This window comes from Rhodococcus sp. ACPA4, assembly GCF_002300185.1.
GTDB lineage: Bacteria > Actinomycetota > Actinomycetes > Mycobacteriales > Mycobacteriaceae > Rhodococcus_F > Rhodococcus_F globerula.
The window spans coordinates 1,797,600-1,816,393 of sequence record NZ_NSDY01000001.1 but is presented as its reverse complement, the minus strand read 5'-3'; the positions used below and the strand labels follow the sequence as shown (position 1 = coordinate 1,816,393).

Genomic DNA, 18,794 nt, shown 5'->3' with positions numbered 1-18,794 from the left:
CCCTCCGTCTCCTACACTCGGCATCGTGTCGAGTGACCCCATGACGTCCCCCGCAGCCGGGACGAACCGTAAGCGCCGCTGGGAGTACCCAGCTCTCATTGCGCTCGGGTGTGCCGTTGTGGTGATCCTCGGACTCACCGTTGTCCTGACTGACGCTCCGGGCTCGTCCCAGCAGTCCGCTGCGGAAGCGGATGTTGCGCGTGTCAGCGAGGTTCAAGCGCTCCTCGATTCGTGGGCACGCGCTCAGATGTCCGACGATCCGACATCGCTGGCGCAGTTCGTAGATGCTGCCGCCGCCCCGGGGTTGCTCGACGCAGAGATTCGGCGCGCCACAGCTGCCAGTGCACTGAGTTTTTCGGATTGGGCGTACGAGGTTTCGCCGGGAACACTTGTCGAGGCTGCCCGAACGGGGTCGCCCGACGGCGTCACATTGTGGGGCGCTCAGGTGAACCTGCGTTATGCACTCGACGGTGTGGATGCGGCGCCGACGCGTAAGACTGTCTTGATGACTTTTGCGGAACGTGACGGTTCGTGGTTCGTATTCGCTGACGGTTCGATTGTCGACGTGCTGGGCAGCGGCTCGACCGGTTCGCAGTTGAGCGTCGACTCGTGGCACGGTCCATGGGATTTCGGTCCACTCGCGGTTTCGACCAACGCGGCCGAGGATTCGATAGTCGTCGGGCACCCGGGCCAGCAGGCATTCGTTGACGCGTTGGCCGCCGACCTCGACGGCGCTGTGAAGAATACGACGCAGTTATGGGGCGACGGTTGGTCTGAGCGGGCAGTCGTGATGGTCGCCGGTTCGCCCGAGGAATTCACGGCGATGGTCGGTTCGCAGCACGACGGATCGTCCATAGCGGCTGTGTCGGTGGCGGATACGGTGCGCGATGGTGCCAGTGACGTGAGTGGGCAGCGCATCATATTCTCGCCGGCCGCCGCATCACGCTTGACTTCGACGACGCGGCAGGCGGTGCTTCGCCACGAGATGATGCATATCGCGGCGCGATCCCAGACCCGGGACGGGTCGCCCATGTGGGTGCTCGAAGGGTACGCGGAGTATGCCGGCAACCGTGGCTCCGGGCGGGCGGCGCGGGAGATTGCGCCGACACTTGCGGCCGCTGTTCGGTCCGGTGACGTGCCATCGGAGTTTCCCGAGGATTCACAGTTCGGGGGCGTGCCGGTGGTGAGTTCCCTTGCGTACGAATCGGCGTGGTCGATCAATGCTTATATTGCGGATCGTTTCGGCGAGTCCGAGCTGACGGAACTATTCCGCGCCTTGGCTGTGGGGCCGTCGAAACCGGAGGAGATCAACCGGCACATCGTCGACGTCCTTGGCGTGAGTATCGACGACCTGCGCGACGGCTGGGTGGATTGGCTGCACCGCACACTGGGTTGATTGGCTGCACCGCAGCGTGCGTTGATTGGCTGCACCGCAGCGTGGGTTGATCGGCTCGTGCTTTACGGTGGACGAATGCGCCGGACCCTTTTGGTGACCAATGATTTTCCGCCCCGACCGGGCGGAATCCAGTCGTATCTACATACGTTCGCGAAGCATCTTCCGGCCGACAAGTTGGTTGTCTATGCGCCTCGTTGGCGTGGTGATTCGCACAAGAAGTTCGATGCCGCTCAACCTTTCGAGGTCGTGAGGCATCCCACGACATTGATGCTTCCGACTCCGTTTGTCGCCAGACGGGCCGCGAAACTGGTCAAGAAGCATGACTGCGAGTCCGTGTGGTTCGGCGCGGCGGCGCCCCTTGCGTTGTTGGCGCCGGTGGTCCGCCGGGCAGGTGCGTCGCGGGTGATCGCGAGTACTCACGGTCACGAAGTGGGTTGGTCGATGATTCCCGGTGCGCGGCAGTCGTTGCGGACAATCGGTGAAAACACGGATACGGTTACCTTCGTCAGCAAATACACCCGAGGCCGGTTCGCGGCGGCTTTCGGGCCGCAGGCTGCGCTGGAGCATCTGCCGTCGGGAGTGGATACGTCTGTCTTCCATCCTGATTCGGCTGCTCGCGCAGAATTGCGGGCACGGTACGGACTGGGGGAGCGCCCGACAATTCTCTGCCTGTCACGGCTCGTGCCGCGCAAGGGGCAGGACATGCTGATCAAGGCACTGCCGACTATCCGTGCGAGCATCGACGGCGCTGTACTTGTCATCGTCGGGGGTGGGCCGTACGACGAGAAACTGCGTGAGCTCGCCCACAAGACCGGGATGGACGATCACGTCGTGTTCACGGGCACCGTCCCGGCGGCGGAATTGGCTGCCCATCACACCATCGCCGATGTTTTTGCGATGCCGTGCCGCACCCGCGGTGCGGGACTCGACGTCGAAGGTCTCGGGATCGTGTACCTCGAGGCGTCGGCAACGGGTGTTCCCGTGATCGCGGGTCGCAGTGGCGGTGCCCCGGAAACGGTGCATCAGAACAAGACCGGGCTAGTGGTCGACGGTACGTCGGTTGCCGACGTTGCCGCCTCGGTGATCGAGATCCTGTCCGACCGTGATCGAGCTGCCGCAATGGGCGCCGCCGGTCGCGACTGGGTGGCGACCGATTGGAAGTGGGACACGCTCGCGTCGAAGTTGCAGGCGCTGCTCGGCTGAGCCTCGAGCATCAAGCACTGTGGCCGCCACACCTTTTCCAAGGTATGGCGGCCACAGGTGTGCGCGGTGTTACTTCGTGTAGATCATCTCGATCTCCGCGGCAAAGCTGGCGTGGACGACGTTGCGCTTGAGCTTCATCGTCGGGGTGAGTTCGCCTGTGTCCTCGGAGAAGTCGACCGGCAGGATCTTGAACTTCTTGATTGCCTCGGCATGGGAGACCAGCTTGTTGGCTTCGTCGATCGCGTCCTGGATATCGCCGACAAGTTCGCCGTCGCTGACCAGATCGGCAGCGGTGGTGCCGGCTGCCTTGTTGTTGCGCTCGTTCCAGGCGGGCAAAGCTTCGGCGTCGATCGTGATCAGTGCGCCGATGAACGGCTTCTGATCGCCCACGACGATTGCCTGGCTGATGAGCGGATGTGCGCGCAATGCGTCCTCGAGCTGGGCAGGGGAGACGTTCTTTCCGCCTGCCGTGACGATGATTTCCTTCTTGCGTCCGGTGATCGTGATGAACCCGTCCGCGTCGACGGTTCCGAGGTCGCCGGTGTGGAACCAGCCGTTCTCGATCGACTCGGCGGTTGCCTTCTCGTTGCGCCAGTATCCGGTGAAGACCACGGGTCCGGAGAGTAGGATCTCACCGTCGTCGGCGATGCGAACAGAGTTGCCGGCCAACGGTTTTCCGACGGTTCCGACCTTCTGGGAGCCGATGGTGTTGACGGCAAATGCGGCGGTGGTTTCGGTGAGGCCGTAGCCCTCGTAAATCGTGACACCGATGCCGCGGAAGAAGTGGCCGAGCCGCGCACCGAGCGGGGCGCCACCGGAAATGGCGAGCTGGCACTGTCCGCCGAGGGCTGCCCGCAGCTTGGAGTAGACGAGTTTGTCGAACAACGCGTGCTTGGCCTTGAGGACGATACCGGCGCCACCCTTGTCCTTGGCCTCGCTCCACGCGACAGCGGTCTCCGCGGCCGCGTCGAATATCTTGCCCTTGCCCTCGCCGTGGGCCTTTGCGCGGGCGCTGTTGTAGACCTTCTCGAACACTCGCGGTACCGACAGGATGAAGTCGGGCTTGAATTCGCCGAAGGTGGGGACGAGGTTCGGAATGTCGCTGGTGTGCCCGAGGGTGGCGCCGGCGTCGAACGAGGCGATGCTGACCGCGCGCGCCAGGACGTGAGCGAGGGGCAGGAACATCAGCGTGCGCACGCCTGGCGTCTTGAGCAGATCGCCGAGGTTGGAGTCGAGGATGCCCTTCGACTCTGCAATGAGGTTGGAGTGTGTCAGTTGGCAGCCCTTGGGGCGGCCCGTAGTGCCGGAGGTGTAGATCAGGGTTGCGGGATCGGAGGCCTTCAGAGCGTTGACGCGCGTCTGGACTTCGTCGTCGGAAATGTCGGCGCCCAGGGCAGAGAGTTCCTCGACGGCGCCGCGTCCGCCTGCGGGGGCCTCGATCTGGTAGACGGTGCGCAGCGACGGCGACGCTTCTGCGACGTCCTTGACGGTGGCTGCGTGGACGTCGTTCTCGACAACGAGGTCGATGGCTTCGGAATCCTCGAGAATCCAGCGAACCTGCTCAGCGGCGGATGTTTCGTAGATCGGAACGGTCACGCCGCCTGCGGCCCAGATCGCGTAGTCGATCAGTGGCCACTCGTAGCGAGTCGCGGACATCAGGCCGACGCGATCGCCCTGCTTGACGCCGATCGCGATCAGGCCCTTGGCAACTGCGGTTACCTGGGCGGCGAACTCGCCGGCAGTGACGTCGACCCATGCGGAGCCGACCTTTCGCTTGTAGACGACGGCCGCGGGCTTCGTCTTCGCGAATGTGAACACCGAGTCGACCGCAGAGGCATCCTCGGGAATCGTGAACGTCTGGGGTGCGCTGTATTCAGGCACAAAATACCTCCGACACTGCGAAATACTGACGAGTAGGGTTTGACGCTATTCACTGTAGTCGCACGTCCGGCATAGTTGTGGCCCGGCTTACAGTCTGTCCGTTTCGCAGTGGTGTGACACCGTTCGCTCACTCGTCGACGCGATATGTGAAGCTAACTGTCGTGAGCAGCATTCAGGTCGCAGACCAGACTTTCATCGCGGCACCGCCCGAGCGTGTCGCCGAACTGTTGTCTTCGCGTGCGCAGTGGCGCCGGTGGTGGCGAGATCTCCAGCTCGAGGTGCGCGAGGACCGCGGTCCCGCAGGCTTCCGGTGGGGCGTGTCCGGCAGTCTCGTCGGCACCATGGAGGTGTGGCTCGAACCGGTCATGGACGGCGCCATCGTTCACTATTTCCTGCACGCGGAACCAGTGGGTGTATCGCCGTCAGGCCTGGCTGATCTCGACCTGGCCGCCATGAATCGCGCACGGCGCGTCGACGGCAAGGTCATGTCCTTTGAACTCAAGCGCGAGCTGGAAGCGGGGCGCCCGGCAGGTGTGGCGCCCGAATCTGTGTGACGTGGCAGGAGGTTTTCAGGCCCGTGTTCGGGGAGAATTACGGGGACCATGAAGTTTCGAGGGAAGGAAGAGTAGTCGGATGGCCGAGAAAACCAAGGGGTTGATCAGCATCGACGCTCAGCCTGACGCCGTCATGGCCGTGATCGCCGATTTCGAGGAGTACCCCGCGTGGGTTGCGGCGGCCAAGTCCGTCGAGGTTCTGGAAGTTGGCGGCAACGGCCGCGCGAACCGGGTGCGGTTCGTCCTCGATGCCGGGGTGGTGAAGGACAAGTACGAGCTGGCGTACACGTGGGCGCCCGACGGAATGTCGGTGAGCTGGGAACTGGTGAGCGGGGAGATTCAGAAGTCCCAATCCGGTTCGTACACTTTGCGTTCCGAGCCGGGCGGCAGTACGTCCGTTACCTACGAGCTGACGGTCGATCTGACTATCCCGATGATCGGGTTGTTCAAACGTAAGGCCGAGAAGATCATCACGGACACGGCTTTGAAGGAACTGAAGAAGCGAGTCGAGGGCTGAACGCCGCGCGGGCCCGTCTTCAACTCTTCATCGGCAACGGTGGCAGTGGATCGACGACGCTGGCGTCTGCCGCAGCGCTGTCGGCGGCGACTGCCGGTTCCAAGGTTCTGCTGATGTCGATCGATCGGCTTCATTCGCTTGCGGATGTGCTGGCGATTCCGGTTCCGCGTGTAGTGACCCCGTTGTTCGACCGGATGGATGTCTGGCAGGTCGATACGTTGACGCTTGTCGAAGACAAGTTCCGTGGTGTGTCGGCGCTACTCGATGCGGCGGGTTCCCATGAACACGGATCGTCGCTCCAGACTTTGGAGCCCGAGGAACTCACGGGTTCGCTTGGCATCGCGGACATTCTGGCGCTTGCCGAGGTCGTCGGGATGGCATCGAGCGGCGAATACGACGTCGTGATCGTGGATTGCCCGCCGTCGCCGGAGGCGTTGCGGATCCTCGGCGCGCCCGCGATGGTGTCCGAGTACCTCGAGCGGCTGTGGCCGCGTCACAGGCGGCTTGCGGCGGTGGCGGCTACCGACGTGCGGTTGATGCTGTTGGTGTCGATAATCGAACGCATTGTCTCGTCGGTCGACGAGATCGCAGCGTGTATCGCCGACACTTCGCACACGGAGATTCATCTCGTGACGTCGGCGCAGGAATCGGCGGCGCTTGCGACTCGGCGCACACTGTCCGGTCTTGCGCTCTCAGTGCTGCCGGTTGCGCGGATAATCGTCAATAGTGTTGTTCCGCAACCCGTTTCGCAGAGTTACGCAGATGAAGATATGCGCTGGTTGTCAAATGTTCGCGCGGCCCAGATGTCGGTGCTCGCGGGAGTTCGCGAGGCCGCCGATGGGATTGCCGTCACGGTTGTCGAACATGTCGGCACCGAACCGGTAGGGTTGGCGGCCCTGGGCGACATTGCAGTTGCGCTGGGCGAGGGGGCCGCTGCGCAGCCGCACCGCCATCCCGACCCGATAGCGGTGACGCTGGAATCGGGGACGGGGTTGGAGTCGGTCTACGCGATGCGGATGTATCTGCCGCTCGTCGATCCGGCGTCACTGACGTTGGGTCGGGTAGAAGACGATGTGCTGGTGGGAGCGGACGGGGTGCGACGGAGAGTGAGACTTGCGTCGGTGTTACGGCGATGCGTCGTGACCGGTGCCGAACTCGACGGCGCCTATCTGATCATTCGATTCTCGCCGGATCCCACGGTGTGGCCTGTATGAACGACGATCACACCAAGCTTCTTGCCGAGTTTCGGGTGTTGGCCGATTCCGTCCTCTCCCGGATCGAGCCGATTGTGGCGCAGATGGCGGAGGGGCGCACGAACGCAGCGGCGGATCTCGAGACCTCGGAGGAATTGCCTGCATTCAGCGGCTGCAGTTGGTGCCCGGTGTGCGCTGTTGCAGCCTTGATGCGCGGTGAACATCACGAGTTACTGGCAATCCTGGCAGGGCATGCTGCCGTCCTCCTGGCGTTGCTGCGTGAGCTGCTGGACGAGTTTCTCGGCGGGCGCGCCCCATCCGACGGGACGCCGGACGGTGGTCCAGGGGGTGGGGCGCCGACGCCCGACGGTACCTCGTCGCCGAAGCCCCGATCGCCTGCTTTCGTTCCGATTACGGTGACTGTCAAGCGGTAAACGCTGGTACTTCGGTGCCATCGGTGGGCACAATCGTCAAGAACGCATACCGAGTGTGGAGTGTGGACCGGATGATCACCAATCGCAGTGCAAATGCCGACATCCTGACCGTCGGAATAGATGTGGGCGGCACCAGTATTCGAGCGTCGGTGGTCGACGTCGACGGGCAAGTGCTCGATACCATGCAGGCTCCGACGCCCCAGTCCGCGCGGTCGCTCGAGGATGCGCTCGATCGGGTGGTGCGTGAACTGGTCAGTCGGCACAATGTGGCCGCAGTGGGTTTGGCGGTAGCCGGGTTCGTCACCTCGGATCACGGGATCGTGCTTTTTGCTCCGCACCTGCCGTGGGTGAACGCGCCGGTCGGCAAGGACCTGAGCGTACGGCTGGGGTTGCCGGTTGTTCTGGAACACGATGCCAATGCAGCGGCGTACGCGGAGTATCGGTTCGGTGCGGCGGCTGGTGGCCGGAACGTCGTCACGGTGGCGATCGGGACGGGCATCGGTGGCGCGTTGCTGATCGGCGGTGAGCTGTACCGGGGTAGTTACGGTGTTGCGCCGGAGTTCGGCCACGTCCAGGTCGTGCCGGACGGCCGCCCGTGCGCGTGTGGCAAGCGCGGCTGCTGGGAGCGGTACTGCAGCGGAACTGCATTGGTGGACACAGCAATTGAACTTCTGGCCGAAGATCCGGCCGCGTCAACAGTCCTGGCGCGAGAAGTTGCCGTCGACCCGGGCAGCTTGACCGGGCGTCGAATCGCCAATGCCGCGTACGACGGTGACCCACTCGCGCTGGCGACGATGGCTGAGTTCACGCATTGGCTGGCAGTCGGCCTGGCGATGGTCGCCGACGCCTACGACCCGGATGTCGTGGTGATCGCCGGCGGCGTCGCGAGTTCGGCTCCACTGTTTCTCGATGACGCCCGTGAGCAGTACGCAACGTTGTTGACGGGTGCGAAATATCGACCTCTGGCCCGGATTCGCACTGCCCAGTTGGGGGAGGCCGCGGGGATGGTGGGGGCGGCGGCGTTGGCGCGTTCGGCGGTTCCAGGCATCATTTCGCCTGCCAGGCGTTGAGTCGCACTTGTGATCACGAGGTGGCGGTCGGGGCATGTGTAGCGAGGGTAACCGGCGCGCAGTAAGGTCGTGCACAAGGCAATTCGGGTTGTGAATGGGAGGGACGCCGTGTGGTATTGGCTCTTCAAGTATGTGTTGTTGGGGCCGATTCTCCTGCTGCTCGGGCGTCCGACGATCAAGGGGCACGAGAACATTCCCACTGACGGTGCGGCGATTCTCGCCAGCAACCATCAGGCAGTTCTGGATTCGTTCTATCTTCCGCTGCGCTCGAACCGTCGAATCACGTTCCTCGCAAAAAGTGAGTACTTCACTGGCAGCGGACTCAAGGGTGCGTTCCAGCGGTGGTTCTTCACGGCTGTCGGCCAGGTGCCCATCGATCGCACCGGTGCGGACGCAGCCCAGGACGCGCTCAACGCTGGTCTACGGGTCCTTGATGCCGGCAAGCTGCTCGGTATCTACCCCGAGGGCACTCGCTCGCCGGATGGTCGTCTGTACAAGGGCAAGACCGGAATGGCTCGTCTGGCACTCGAATCCGGTGTCAAGGTGATTCCCGTAGCGATGGTCGGCACCGACAAGATGAACCCCATCGGTTCGAGGATGTGGCGTCCGGCCAAGGTCACCGTCATCGTCGGTGAACCTATCGACTTCTCGCGTTTCGAGGGGATGGGCGGCAACCGCTTCGTGGAGCGGGCTGTGACCGACGAGGTCATGTACAAGCTGATGAAGCTGTCTGGCCAGGAATACGTCGACATCTATGCGGCGAGTTTGAAGAACCCGAAGCCGGTCAAGGCGGAGGAGTCCCCGTCCGACGAGACCCACCAGCTCGGGGAGTCCGACGAGGCTGCCGCTCCACTTGCGGCCGTTGTCGACCCCGATGCCGAGCAGACTGATGGGCCGCACGTCCCGGACACGCGCGCCAGTTAGAGATTTCCCACAACTGCCGGGCGTGCATTAGCTCTCGGGACCGGCGGTGCGGCATAGTTTTGAGCCGTGCGCTACTTCTACGACTGTGAATTCATCGAAGACGGTCGAACCATCGACCTCGTGTCCATCGGCGTCGTCTGCGAGGACGGCCGAGAGTACTACGCCGTCTCGACGGAATTCGATCCGGCGCGGGCCGGCAGTTGGGTGCGCAAGAATGTTCTGCCGAAGCTTCCTGCGCCGTCGTCTCCGCTCTGGAAGTCGCGCGACAAGATCCGTGACGACCTCCTGAAGTTCTTCGTACCGCGGCCGATGGTGGTTCCCGAACTGTGGGCATGGGTCGCGGCGTACGACCACGTCGCGTTGTGCCAGCTGTGGGGCGACATGACCGAACTGCCCCAGTCGTTGCCGCGCTACACGCGGGAGTTGCGCCAGTTCTGGGAGGACAACGGCAGCCCGGCTCTGCCGCCTGCACCGTCCGACGCGCATGACGCTTTGGCGGACGCACGACACAATCTGGTGAAGTTCGACGCGATTGCCCGAGTCCGGTCACTTCGTTGACCTGCTGTGACGCCGAACTCGGTTAGGCGAGACCGCGCGCTAACGAGAGCCTGTGTGACGCGCGGGTAGGTGAGCGAATATCCTGTACTAGTGAACTGGACTGTCGACGTGCCGATCGACCGCTTGCCCGAACTTCCGCCGCTGCCCGCCGGACTGCGTCAGCAGCTCGACGAGGCCCTTGCGAAACCCGCCGCGCAGCAGCCTTCATGGCCCGCTGACCAGGCGGCTGCGATGCGCACTGTGCTCGAGAGCGTGCCGCCGATCACCGTGGCCAGCGAAGTCGAGGCATTGTCGGATCGCCTTGCGCAGGTAGCGCGCGGCGAAGCCTTCCTGTTGCAGGGCGGCGACTGCGCCGAGACGTTTGCCGACAACACCGAGCCGCACATCAAGGGCAATATCCGCACGCTGCTGCAGATGGCTGTCGTCTTGACGTACGGGTCCTCCATGCCGGTGGTCAAGGTGGCACGTATCGCGGGTCAGTACGCGAAGCCTCGGTCTGCCGACATCGACTCGTTGGGCCTCAAGTCCTACCGCGGCGACATGGTCAACTCGATTGTCGCCGACGAGGCTGTCCGCGCCCACGATCCGTCGCGGTTGGTACGGGCGTACGCAAATGCCAGTGCCGCGATGAACCTGGTTCGGGCGCTCACCGGCGCCGGAATGGCCGACCTGCACAAGGTCCACGACTGGAACCGCGAGTTCGTGGCAGCGTCTCCGGCCGGAGCACGCTACGAGCAGCTCGCGTCCGAAATCGATCGTGGCCTGCAGTTCATGAATGCCTGCGGCGTGACCGATCCGAGCCTGCACCAGGCGCAGATCTTCGCGAGCCACGAAGCCTTGGTCCTCGACTACGAGCGTGCGATGCTGCGTCTCGACAACGACAGCGATCACCCCAAGCTCTACGACCTGTCGGCTCACTTCTTGTGGATCGGCGACCGTACTCGTCAGCTCGACGGCGCGCACATCGCCTTTGCCGAGTTGGTGTCCAACCCGATCGGTCTGAAGATCGGTCCCACGACCACTCCGGAGATGGCCGTCGAATACGTCGAGCGTCTCGACCCGACAAACAAGCCAGGTCGCCTGACGCTGATCTCGCGGATGGGCAACGGCAAGGTCCGTGACCTCCTTCCTGCGATCATCGAGAAGGTCCAGGCCACCGGCCATCAGGTCATCTGGCAGTGCGATCCCATGCACGGCAACACGCACGAGGCGTCCACCGGTTACAAGACGCGTCACTTCGATCGCATCGTCGACGAGGTTCAGGGATTCTTCGAGGTCCACAACGGTCTCGGCACCCACCCGGGTGGAATTCACGTCGAATTGACCGGCGAGAACGTCACCGAGTGCCTCGGTGGTGCGCAGGATATTTCGGACGGCGACCTGTCGGGTCGTTACGAGACGGCCTGCGATCCTCGCCTCAACACCCAGCAGTCGTTGGAGCTCGCGTTCCTCGTCGCAGAAATGCTGCGCGGCTGACGCTTAGCTGTTGTATCGAACGCCCTCATTCGCCGTGCGCGGGTGGGGGCGTTTTACGTTGTCAGGCTGTTGGTTCGATCAGGCACTGCTGCGATCAGGGAATGGCAACAACGGTGACGTTGGAGCCTTTCTCCACACGATCGTTCTTATCGCTCTGACTGACGATCAGCGAGCTGTCGTTCTGGGTCAGTTGGCGAACGGTGAGGGTGAGACCGAGGCGGGTCAGTTCCTCGCGAGCGGAGGCGACGCTACGTCCCAGCAGGTTGGGTACCTTCACGGAGCTGGACACGAGAAGGGCAACGGACGTTCCGGCGTTCACAGTCGAACCCGCAGCGGGGTCGGTGCCGATGACCTTTCCGCCGTCGACACCGTCGTCGAAGGCAGATCGGGTTTCGCTGACGGTGATGCCCAGTTTGTCGAGGGCAGCCCGGGCGGCGTTCTCCGACATGCCCTTTACGTCGGGAACATCAACGGGCGGTGATCCTTTGGACGTGACAACTTTGACCGAGGAGCCAACAGGCACGGTGGTTCCCGGAGCCGGGTCCAGAGCGGCGACACCGCCGATGGGGATCTTGGAACTGAACGTCTCACCGCCGTCGACGGCAACGAGGGTGCGCGCAGTGAGCTGATCTCGGGTGGCCTCGACGGCGCCGCCCGCTGGTATCGGCGGCACAGTCGGACGCCCGAGCGACGTGAACAGGACAACACTCGATCCGCGCGAAATCCGCGAGCCCGCTTCGGGATCGGTGCCGGTCACGGTGTCGAGAACCTCGGTGTCCGAGTACGTTCCACGCACTTCCGGCGACAGTCCGGCATCCTGAAGTGCCGTGACTGCCGCATCCTTGTTCAGGCCACCGATCTGGGGGACCGCGGTGAATCGGCCAGAACCCATCCACCAACCGCCGAACCCCAGCGCAAGCGCAAGCAACGCGATGACAAGAAGCCAGACGAGAGTGGTCCGGCGAGAGCGTCGTCGTGCTTGCGAAAAGTGGTCGTGTGGATCGATCTCGGCAGAGTCGTCTTCGTGCTCGTCAGTCTCGGCGACGGGCGGACGCACGGTTTGTGCGGTGACCGCGCGGGTGTGCTGAATGCCGTCCGGTGGTGCGTGCGGCGCCAGCGCGGTTGTAGGCGGCGCCGCAGCTCCGGCCGCAAATGCCGTGGTGGCGGCGCCGACTGGTGCACCGGCGCCACCGATAACGGTGGTGGCGGGCGAACCGGGGGCCGCGGGACGGGGTGTTGCCGGCCGGGGTGTCGGCGCCGGTGCGGCGGCGGCACTGTGATGCTGCGCGGATCGCCGCGGCGCGGGCACCCGATACGCGGGCAGTTCGAGTTGTTCGCACACGATGCGCAGGGCGGCTGCCATTTCGCCGGCATCGGTAAACCGATGCGCAGGTTCACGATTGGTGGCCTGCGTGACGAGGCGGTCGAACTGCGCCGGTACGCCCGCGATTCGTGAACCGGGTGGCGGAACGTCGTCGTGAATTCTCTGGTATGCGATCGAGAGAGAGGTGTCCCCGGTGAAAGGTGTTGTACCGGTGAGGAGTTCGAACATGAGGACGCCGGTGGAGTACACGTCGCTGCGCGGATCGGCCACTCCGGAGGTGACCTGCTCCGGGGAGAGGTAGGCGGCGGTGCCGAGAATGACGCTGTTGGACGTTGTTGTCGCGGCAGCAGCGGCGCGCACCAAACCGAAATCGGCGATCTTCACTTCACCGGCGTCGGAAATCAGGATGTTCTCCGGTTTGACGTCGCGGTGCACCAGGCCGGCCCGGTGTGCAACTGCCAACGCGTCGAGTACCGGCCCGACTACCGCGGCGACAGCGTGTGGCGGCATCGGGCCGCGCTCGCGCAGCAATTCACGCAAGGTGCCGCCGTCGACCAATTCCATGACGAGGAAGGCATGACCGCGATCGCTGCCCTGGTCGTACACGGCAACCAAGGCAGGGTGCTTGAGGCGGGCGACTGCGCGCGCCTCGAACTCGAAGCGGGTGAGAAAAGCGGGATCGGCGGCAAACTGCGGATCCATGACCTTGATAGCGACAGGCCGATCCAACCGCGTATCGAGGCCTCGATACACAGTCGACATTCCGCCGCGTGCGATGGGCGCATCCACGCGATAGCGGCGTTCGAGCATTTCGCCGATCAACCCTTGACCTCCGTTGTGAAAATCTGTGGTGCAGTAATAATCTGTGGTCGCATCCGCCTCGTCCATCGTAGCCAGCGCTGCCGACGGAAAGTTCCACCCACGTGCCGGGCGACAAGCCGACCCGATAAACTTCCGTGGTGAGCGCGATTCCTTATTGTGATGATGTCCTGGATTCTTCGGTATCCCTGTTCCAGTTGGCCGATGTAGCGAAGAGCGTCAGGTTGCCGGTCGCGAAGGTGCACCAGTTGCTCCGCGATCGCAAGATCATCGCAGTCAAGCGCAACGGGGTTCTCGGGGTTCCCGAGGAATTCTTCGACGAAGACGGCCAGATCGTGAAATGGCTTCCCGGTTTGCTGGCAGTTCTGCACGATGGCGGATACAGCGATGTAGCGTCGCTGCGCTGGCTTTTCCAGTCTGACGAGTCCCTCCCCGGACGCCCCGTCGACGCCCTGCATGGGCACCTCGCCCGCGAGGTTATCCGCCGTGCACAGGCAATGGCTTTCTGAGTCTGATTGGTTTTTCCGGCCTGACGTAGCTCGCCGACCGGACTGGAGCCGGTACGGCGAACGTCAGGCGCGTGCGGTGGTGGACGGTCACCCGGCGGTCGAGAATGTGGTCGAGAATGCGATAGCCGACTGACCCCACCCCGTGCGGAGCACCGAATTCATCGTGCCGTCGACGTCGCTTCTGCCGGGACTTTCTCCGGTGCGTGTCCCCGTAGACGCAGTGGGTCTTCCGTCCGGAGTGTCATCGCCGCGACGACGGAGGCAAATGTTGCCAGTACCACGTGCGGGAACGAGTACATGCCGATCGATCCGTCGGGCTGGAATATCAACATGAGCCAGCTGGACAGCCCCACCAGTATGGCCAGGGTCGTCGGGGAGAGTGCAAAGCCGGCAGCTACGGCCAACGGCCACGAGTAGTACCAGGGGAGCGCCGCCGGGGAGAGAATCACGATGGCAACCATGACAATCACGATGCCCATCACGGCGTCGCGTTCGGTGGTGCGGAATCGCCACCAGACAAAAGCGATGATTCCGATGAGCACGACTGCGCTGACAAGCCGGGTCACCTGGAGTATGTCGTCGAAGTGATTGCCGGTGAGCCACGATGTCGCGGCGGTGGACAGTTCGGCGACGAGGGTCGGCAACGACAGCCAGTTGATGATCTTGTTGGAGCCGGAGAGCGCCGTCGTCCAGCCGAGTCCGACACCGGCAATCAACGACGTCGAACCGAGGACAACAACGAACATCGCAAATCCGCTACCGGCGGTCTTGATAAAGGATCGGATCGGATTCGGTGCTTCCGTTCCCTGCGCTGCGGCGTCTTCACGTTCGTGAATCATCCAGATCCAGACGATGAACGGCAGCGCCACCCCGGCAGTGGCCTTGATGGCAACGGCAAAGGCGATGAGACCGATTCCGAACATGTGCTTGCGTTCGAGGGCCAGAGCGATGCCGGCGACCATCAGGCCGACCATCAGCATCTCGTTGTGCACGCCGCCGATCAGATGGATCAGGACGAGTGGATTGAGGACCGCGAGCCACAAGGCGATCGCCGGGTTTCCGCCGAGTTTGCGCGCGAGGTGGGGGACACCCCACACCATCAATGCCAGGCCGGGCAGCATGGTGATGCGCAGTAACATCGTGCCCGCGATGACGTTGTCACCGGTCAGGCGAACAATGGCATCAGTGAGCAGGAGATGAACCGGACCGTACGGGGTTGTTGTCGTCGTCCAGACATTGGAGACGTTGTCGAGCAGGATGCCGGGATTGACCACCGGCCCCACTTCGTACGGGTCGAAGCCGTCACGCAGCAGAGCGCCCTGCGCAAGGTAGGAGTAAGCGTCACGGCTGAACATCGGAACGGCAAAGAGCAGGGGGAACGTCCACAGCGGCACGATGAATCGCAGCCCGCGCAAACCGACGTCACCGCGCAGCGCCGAGCGACCCAGTCGCGCCCACGCGCCGATCATGCACAACACGCCGATCCACACGATCGCCGCCGACAGTATCGACCCGTGCCCGAATCGGAGCCAGGACAGATGCATCGACTCGAGCAACGGGTCCTCGCGCCGGACGCTACCTGCGCCGAATCCGCCGAACATGATCATGGCGGCGCCCAGGAATCCGAGCAGCGCGCTGTGTCCTTCGGGAGTGCGAAGGAAATCAGCGGCCCTTCGATGCCACGCTGGTGTGGTGGCTGCGGCAGAGGGCGTCATGAGTGCAGTTTCCTCCCCCGAGATGTTCGGATGCGGTAGCGCGTACGTGGTGAATTGCTGGCGAATAGTCGGTTACGAGGGGACAGTTTAGTTGCTCCGGAGACCGAACCCTGCCGTCGACTCGTTTGCGCGCGCCGGTGACAGCCGGTTCGGTGCCCAATAGTGACGGATCACTCATGAACAGTCTGTCAGTACGTGCGCGACGTGGCTGCGAGGGCCATCTCGCGCAGCCGTGTCTTGGCCTCCGCGGTGGCGCTGCTCGATTCCAGTGCGGCCGCGGCAGATTCGACCAGGGTGGCGATGCGTGCTTCCGCGTCGTCCACTGCCCCGAGGTCGGTGATCAGGGTGCGTAGCGTATCGACGTCGTTGTCGGTCAGTTCTGCGCCGATTCCGGATCGGAGTTGTTGTGCCGCAGCAGGATCAGTGTCATCGGCGCGCGCAAGTGCGGCAGCGAACAGTGTTGTCCGCTTACCGGTGCGGAGGTCGTCGCCGGACGGCTTGCCGGTCACCGACGGATCGCCGAAGACGCCGAGCAGGTCGTCCCGGAGCTGGAATGCGATACCGATGTCGGTGCCGAACTTCCGGTACGCGTCGATCAGTGGCGCGTCTGCTCCGAAAAGGGCAGCACCGAGGTGCAGGGGGCGCTCGATCGTATACGCCGCAGTCTTGAACCGGTTGACGCGCATAGCTGCCTCGACGCTCTCGTCGCCGCGAGCTTCGTTGCTGATATCGAGGAACTGACCGCCAAGCACTTCGGTGCGCATCGCCGACCACACGGGGCTGATCCGAGCGGCGGCGTCAGAGCTGATTCCGGATTCGCGGATCATGTCGTCTGCCCATGCGAGCGCCAGATCGCCGAGCAGAATTGCGACAGCCTCACCGAAGTGGGCGCCGTCGCCGTTCCAATTGTCAGCTCGGTGCAGGTTCTCGAACTCGACGTGCACGGTGGGAAATCCGCGACGCGTCGTGGAGGCGTCGATGATGTCGTCGTGGACCAGCGCGCATGCCTGGACCAGTTCGAGCGCCGTGCAGGCGCGCATGACGCTGTCGGCGTCGTCGCCGTGAGGGTCGCCGCCGGCGCCGAGCCAGCCCGTCCACGCAAAGGCCGGTCGCACACGCTTGCCGCCGCGCAGAACAAAGCTCTCGAGAGTGTCGACGGCGGTTTCGTATCCGCCGCCGATGGTTTCCACCGCTTCGCGCCTGGAGGCAAAGAAGTCACGCAAGCTCTGTTCGAACAAAGCCGGCAACTCGAGCGAGGACGGATAGGCGGCGTCGGTTCGAGCAGACAGGATGGCCTCCAAGGTCGGTAACTTCTCATACCGGCGAACAGGGCCAGGCAGTGAGCGTAGAGTCCAGCTTAGTGGGGTCCCTACCGATGTCCGGTGTGGGCCGTGAACTGCACGATCCTGGCATCCGGGACGTATTCACGGACGCGATGCTCCGTTCTGCGTCGACAAAACATATGCTTACCTCGTGACATTCGATGCAGTCAGGGGACGCTCCAGCGATGGCTGGGCCAGCCGAACACCATCGATCGTCGATCGGATCACATCTTCCACAGGGAGTCGGATTCCGTTCTCGGTCGAGTTCTCACCGCCGCGCGACGCAGAAGCCGAGGCGCGTCTGTGGCGTGCCGTGCGCACATTCGAGAGGCTCGGTCCGGCTTTTGTCTCCATGACGTACGGCGCCGGCGGTTCGACTCGTGACCGCACCGTTCGGGTCACAGGAGAATTGGCCGAAGAGACCACGTTGCTGCCGGTTGCACACCTCACTGCGGTGTCCCACAGCATCGACGAACTCCGATCCATGGTCGGCGCCTATGCCGATCGCGGAATCAGCAACATCCTCGTTCTGCGCGGCGACCCCCCTGGCGACCCCCTCGGCGAATGGAAGAAACACCCCGATGGCGTCGAGTACGCCGAAGAGCTTGTCCGGATGGTCCGCGATCTCGGTGACTTCCACGTCGGCGTGGCGTCGTTCCCGGAAGGACATTACCGAGCACCTGACCTGGCCCACGACACGAAGTACCTCGTCTCGAAGTTGCGCGCCGGAGCCGAGTACTCCATCACGCAGATGTTCTTCGACGTCGACGACTACCTGCGTCTGCGTGATCGCGTGAGCGCGTTCGACCCCGAGCAGGGCGCCAAGCCGATCATCCCCGAAATCATGCCGGTCACCTCACTGCGGTCGGTGCGGCGCATGCTCGAACTGTCCGGATCGTCGTTGCCGCCCGCCCTCGAGCGCCGGTTCGACGCCGCCGCCGGTTCGGGTTCTCAGGAGAATCGGGCAGCGGTGCGTGAACTCGGGATCGACCTCGCTACCGAAATGGGCGAGCGATTGATCGCTGAAGGCGCTCCGTGCCTGCACTTCATCACGTTGAACTTCGCACGGGCCACGAGCGAGGTTCTTGAACGTCTGGGGCTGACGTCGGATGTGTCGACCGATTCGCAGGCGAGCGTCTAGCACTCCCGCTCAGTGCGTGTCACTCTTTGCCGATTGTGGACTGTTCGGTGCCTGCGAGACGGGTGCGCGATTGCGCACCATCCAGGCCATCGCACCGACGATAATCGCGACACCGAGTGTGAGGCCGGCCATGATGCCTGCCCATCCCGCAAAGCTGCGGGTACTCGGATCGGCGTAGTTCACTTCTGCGCGCACAGTCGATACCTCGCCGGCCGGCAGAGTCCACGAGACCCGGGAATCGCCGTCTCGGTTGCCGTTCGTCGTGGAGATGCGTGCCGGGAAGGCGATGCTGAATTGGATGTCGGAGCCCTGGGCGGGCAGGGCTTTGAGGTCGGCCTTTCCGTCCAACGCGACGGTGTCGCCACTGCGCTGAAGGGTGAGCTGGAACGAACCGGCGCCTTCGTCCGTCATGGCAGCCAGTTGCGAGACGTCACCGAAGCTGAGATCCCAGAAGAACACCTGTGATCCGACGTAGCCGTCCTTCTTGTATTCCTGAACCCGGATGTTCTCCGCGAGCGACGTCGGCGGTACCAGTTGTGGCCCGGGATCGGCTTCGTTCTCCGGAATCACGGCCGCGACGATCTGCCCTGACACCCGATCATCGGCCGAGACACCCATCGAGACCTGGACCCGTAGGCAGCCGGCGAGCAGCGGCACCAGCATCAGTACGAGAGCCGTCGTGGCAAGAAGTTGCTTGCGACGTCGCGGCCGCGTGGTGTCATCCGTGGACTGTTGCACAGTCGTCATCGTGCCAGCCG

Annotated in this window: 17 protein-coding genes; 12 read left to right on the top strand and 5 right to left on the bottom strand. The window is 63.6% G+C overall.

Annotation, left to right across the window (positions count from 1 at the left end; all coding sequences use genetic code 11):
• Window positions 1-25 precede the first annotated feature (25 nt).
• Both CJ178_RS08190 and CJ178_RS08185 read left to right on the top strand, forming a co-directional pair.
• Window positions 26-1,396 (top strand): hypothetical protein, encoded by a 1,371-nt coding sequence (locus CJ178_RS08190; protein ID WP_257013055.1) that lies wholly within the window; start codon window positions 26-28, stop codon window positions 1,394-1,396.
• Between the two features lie 75 nt (window positions 1,397-1,471).
• Window positions 1,472-2,599, top strand: a complete 1,128-nt coding sequence (locus tag CJ178_RS08185; RefSeq protein ID WP_095887893.1) for a glycosyltransferase family 4 protein — start codon at window positions 1,472-1,474, stop codon at window positions 2,597-2,599.
• A 69-nt stretch (window positions 2,600-2,668) separates the two neighbouring features.
• Here the strand turns inward: CJ178_RS08185 and CJ178_RS08180 are convergent, their stop codons facing one another.
• The gene (locus CJ178_RS08180; protein WP_095886510.1) at window positions 2,669-4,480 is read right to left on the bottom strand and encodes an AMP-dependent synthetase/ligase; all 1,812 of its coding nucleotides are present in this window, start codon (window positions 4,478-4,480) and stop codon (window positions 2,669-2,671) included.
• A gap of 161 nt (window positions 4,481-4,641) precedes the next feature.
• Between CJ178_RS08180 and CJ178_RS08175 the strand changes: the two genes are divergently transcribed.
• The 8 genes from CJ178_RS08175 to CJ178_RS08140 all read left to right on the top strand — a co-directional run bounded on the left by CJ178_RS08175 (window position 4,642) and on the right by CJ178_RS08140 (window position 11,206).
• Window positions 4,642-5,034, top strand: coding sequence for a polyketide cyclase / dehydrase and lipid transport (locus CJ178_RS08175; RefSeq protein ID WP_033231019.1), 393 nt, complete (start codon window positions 4,642-4,644; stop codon window positions 5,032-5,034).
• A gap of 79 nt (window positions 5,035-5,113) precedes the next feature.
• Window positions 5,114-5,551: an SRPBCC family protein gene (locus CJ178_RS08170; RefSeq protein ID WP_095886509.1), complete on the top strand. Its 438-nt coding sequence runs from the start codon at window positions 5,114-5,116 to the stop codon at window positions 5,549-5,551.
• Window positions 5,548-6,765, top strand: a complete 1,218-nt coding sequence (locus CJ178_RS08165) for an ArsA family ATPase (RefSeq protein ID WP_095886508.1) — start codon at window positions 5,548-5,550, stop codon at window positions 6,763-6,765. Before CJ178_RS08170 ends, CJ178_RS08165 begins: the two co-directional genes overlap by 4 nt.
• Window positions 6,762-7,178, top strand: a complete 417-nt coding sequence (locus CJ178_RS08160) for a hypothetical protein (RefSeq protein ID WP_095886507.1) — start codon at window positions 6,762-6,764, stop codon at window positions 7,176-7,178. The genes CJ178_RS08165 and CJ178_RS08160 overlap by 4 nt, the downstream gene beginning before the upstream one ends.
• A gap of 71 nt (window positions 7,179-7,249) precedes the next feature.
• Window positions 7,250-8,248, top strand: coding sequence for an ROK family glucokinase (locus CJ178_RS08155; RefSeq protein ID WP_033231453.1), 999 nt, complete (start codon window positions 7,250-7,252; stop codon window positions 8,246-8,248).
• A 108-nt stretch (window positions 8,249-8,356) separates the two neighbouring features.
• Window positions 8,357-9,172, top strand: coding sequence for a lysophospholipid acyltransferase family protein (locus CJ178_RS08150; RefSeq protein WP_033231016.1), 816 nt, complete (start codon window positions 8,357-8,359; stop codon window positions 9,170-9,172).
• Between the two features lie 66 nt (window positions 9,173-9,238).
• Window positions 9,239-9,730, top strand: coding sequence for a polyadenylate-specific 3'-exoribonuclease AS (locus CJ178_RS08145; RefSeq protein ID WP_033231015.1), 492 nt, complete (start codon window positions 9,239-9,241; stop codon window positions 9,728-9,730).
• 90 nt (window positions 9,731-9,820) lie between these two features.
• A complete protein-coding gene (locus tag CJ178_RS08140) occupies window positions 9,821-11,206 on the top strand; it encodes a class II 3-deoxy-7-phosphoheptulonate synthase (protein WP_033231014.1) in 1,386 nt (461 codons plus the stop codon).
• Window positions 11,207-11,300: 94 nt separating this feature from the next.
• Here CJ178_RS08140 and pknB read toward each other — a convergent pair whose 3' ends face one another.
• Entirely contained in the window at window positions 11,301-13,352 is a 2,052-nt protein-coding gene (gene pknB / locus CJ178_RS08135) for a Stk1 family PASTA domain-containing Ser/Thr kinase (RefSeq protein WP_095887892.1), read from the bottom strand.
• Window positions 13,353-13,489: 137 nt separating this feature from the next.
• Here pknB and CJ178_RS08130 point away from each other — a divergent pair, with 137 nt between their 5' ends.
• Window positions 13,490-13,858 (top strand): Rv2175c family DNA-binding protein, encoded by a 369-nt coding sequence (locus tag CJ178_RS08130; protein ID WP_033231451.1) that lies wholly within the window; start codon window positions 13,490-13,492, stop codon window positions 13,856-13,858.
• A 158-nt stretch (window positions 13,859-14,016) separates the two neighbouring features.
• Here the strand turns inward: CJ178_RS08130 and CJ178_RS08125 are convergent, their stop codons facing one another.
• Both CJ178_RS08125 and CJ178_RS08120 read right to left on the bottom strand, forming a co-directional pair.
• Window positions 14,017-15,573 (bottom strand): alpha-(1->6)-mannopyranosyltransferase A, encoded by a 1,557-nt coding sequence (locus tag CJ178_RS08125; RefSeq protein ID WP_033231013.1) that lies wholly within the window; start codon window positions 15,571-15,573, stop codon window positions 14,017-14,019.
• A 188-nt stretch (window positions 15,574-15,761) separates the two neighbouring features.
• Window positions 15,762-16,874, bottom strand: coding sequence for a polyprenyl synthetase family protein (locus tag CJ178_RS08120; RefSeq protein WP_095886506.1), 1,113 nt, complete (start codon window positions 16,872-16,874; stop codon window positions 15,762-15,764).
• A gap of 172 nt (window positions 16,875-17,046) precedes the next feature.
• Here CJ178_RS08120 and CJ178_RS08115 point away from each other — a divergent pair, with 172 nt between their 5' ends.
• Window positions 17,047-18,036: a methylenetetrahydrofolate reductase gene (locus tag CJ178_RS08115; protein WP_033231012.1), complete on the top strand. Its 990-nt coding sequence runs from the start codon at window positions 17,047-17,049 to the stop codon at window positions 18,034-18,036.
• 9 nt (window positions 18,037-18,045) lie between these two features.
• On the opposite strand, the gene CJ178_RS08110 is transcribed toward CJ178_RS08115, so the two are convergent.
• Window positions 18,046-18,783 carry an LppM family (lipo)protein gene (locus CJ178_RS08110; protein WP_095886505.1) on the bottom strand — a complete coding sequence of 246 codons (738 nt, stop codon included), beginning with the start codon at window positions 18,781-18,783 and terminating at the stop codon, window positions 18,046-18,048.
• Between the last annotated feature and the right edge of the window lie 11 nt (window positions 18,784-18,794).

Coding starts and splice junctions, on each gene's coding strand:
- CJ178_RS08185 (WP_095887893.1), top strand. CDS start 1,472: ATGCGCCGGACCCTTTTGGTGACCAATGATTTTCCGCCCCGACCGGGC.
- CJ178_RS08170 (WP_095886509.1), top strand. CDS start 5,114: ATGGCCGAGAAAACCAAGGGGTTGATCAGCATCGACGCTCAGCCTGAC.
- CJ178_RS08160 (WP_095886507.1), top strand. CDS start 6,762: ATGAACGACGATCACACCAAGCTTCTTGCCGAGTTTCGGGTGTTGGCC.
- CJ178_RS08155 (WP_033231453.1), top strand. CDS start 7,250: ATGATCACCAATCGCAGTGCAAATGCCGACATCCTGACCGTCGGAATA.
- CJ178_RS08125 (WP_033231013.1), bottom strand. CDS start 15,573: ATGACGCCCTCTGCCGCAGCCACCACACCAGCGTGGCATCGAAGGGCC.
- CJ178_RS08110 (WP_095886505.1), bottom strand. CDS start 18,783: ATGACGACTGTGCAACAGTCCACGGATGACACCACGCGGCCGCGACGT.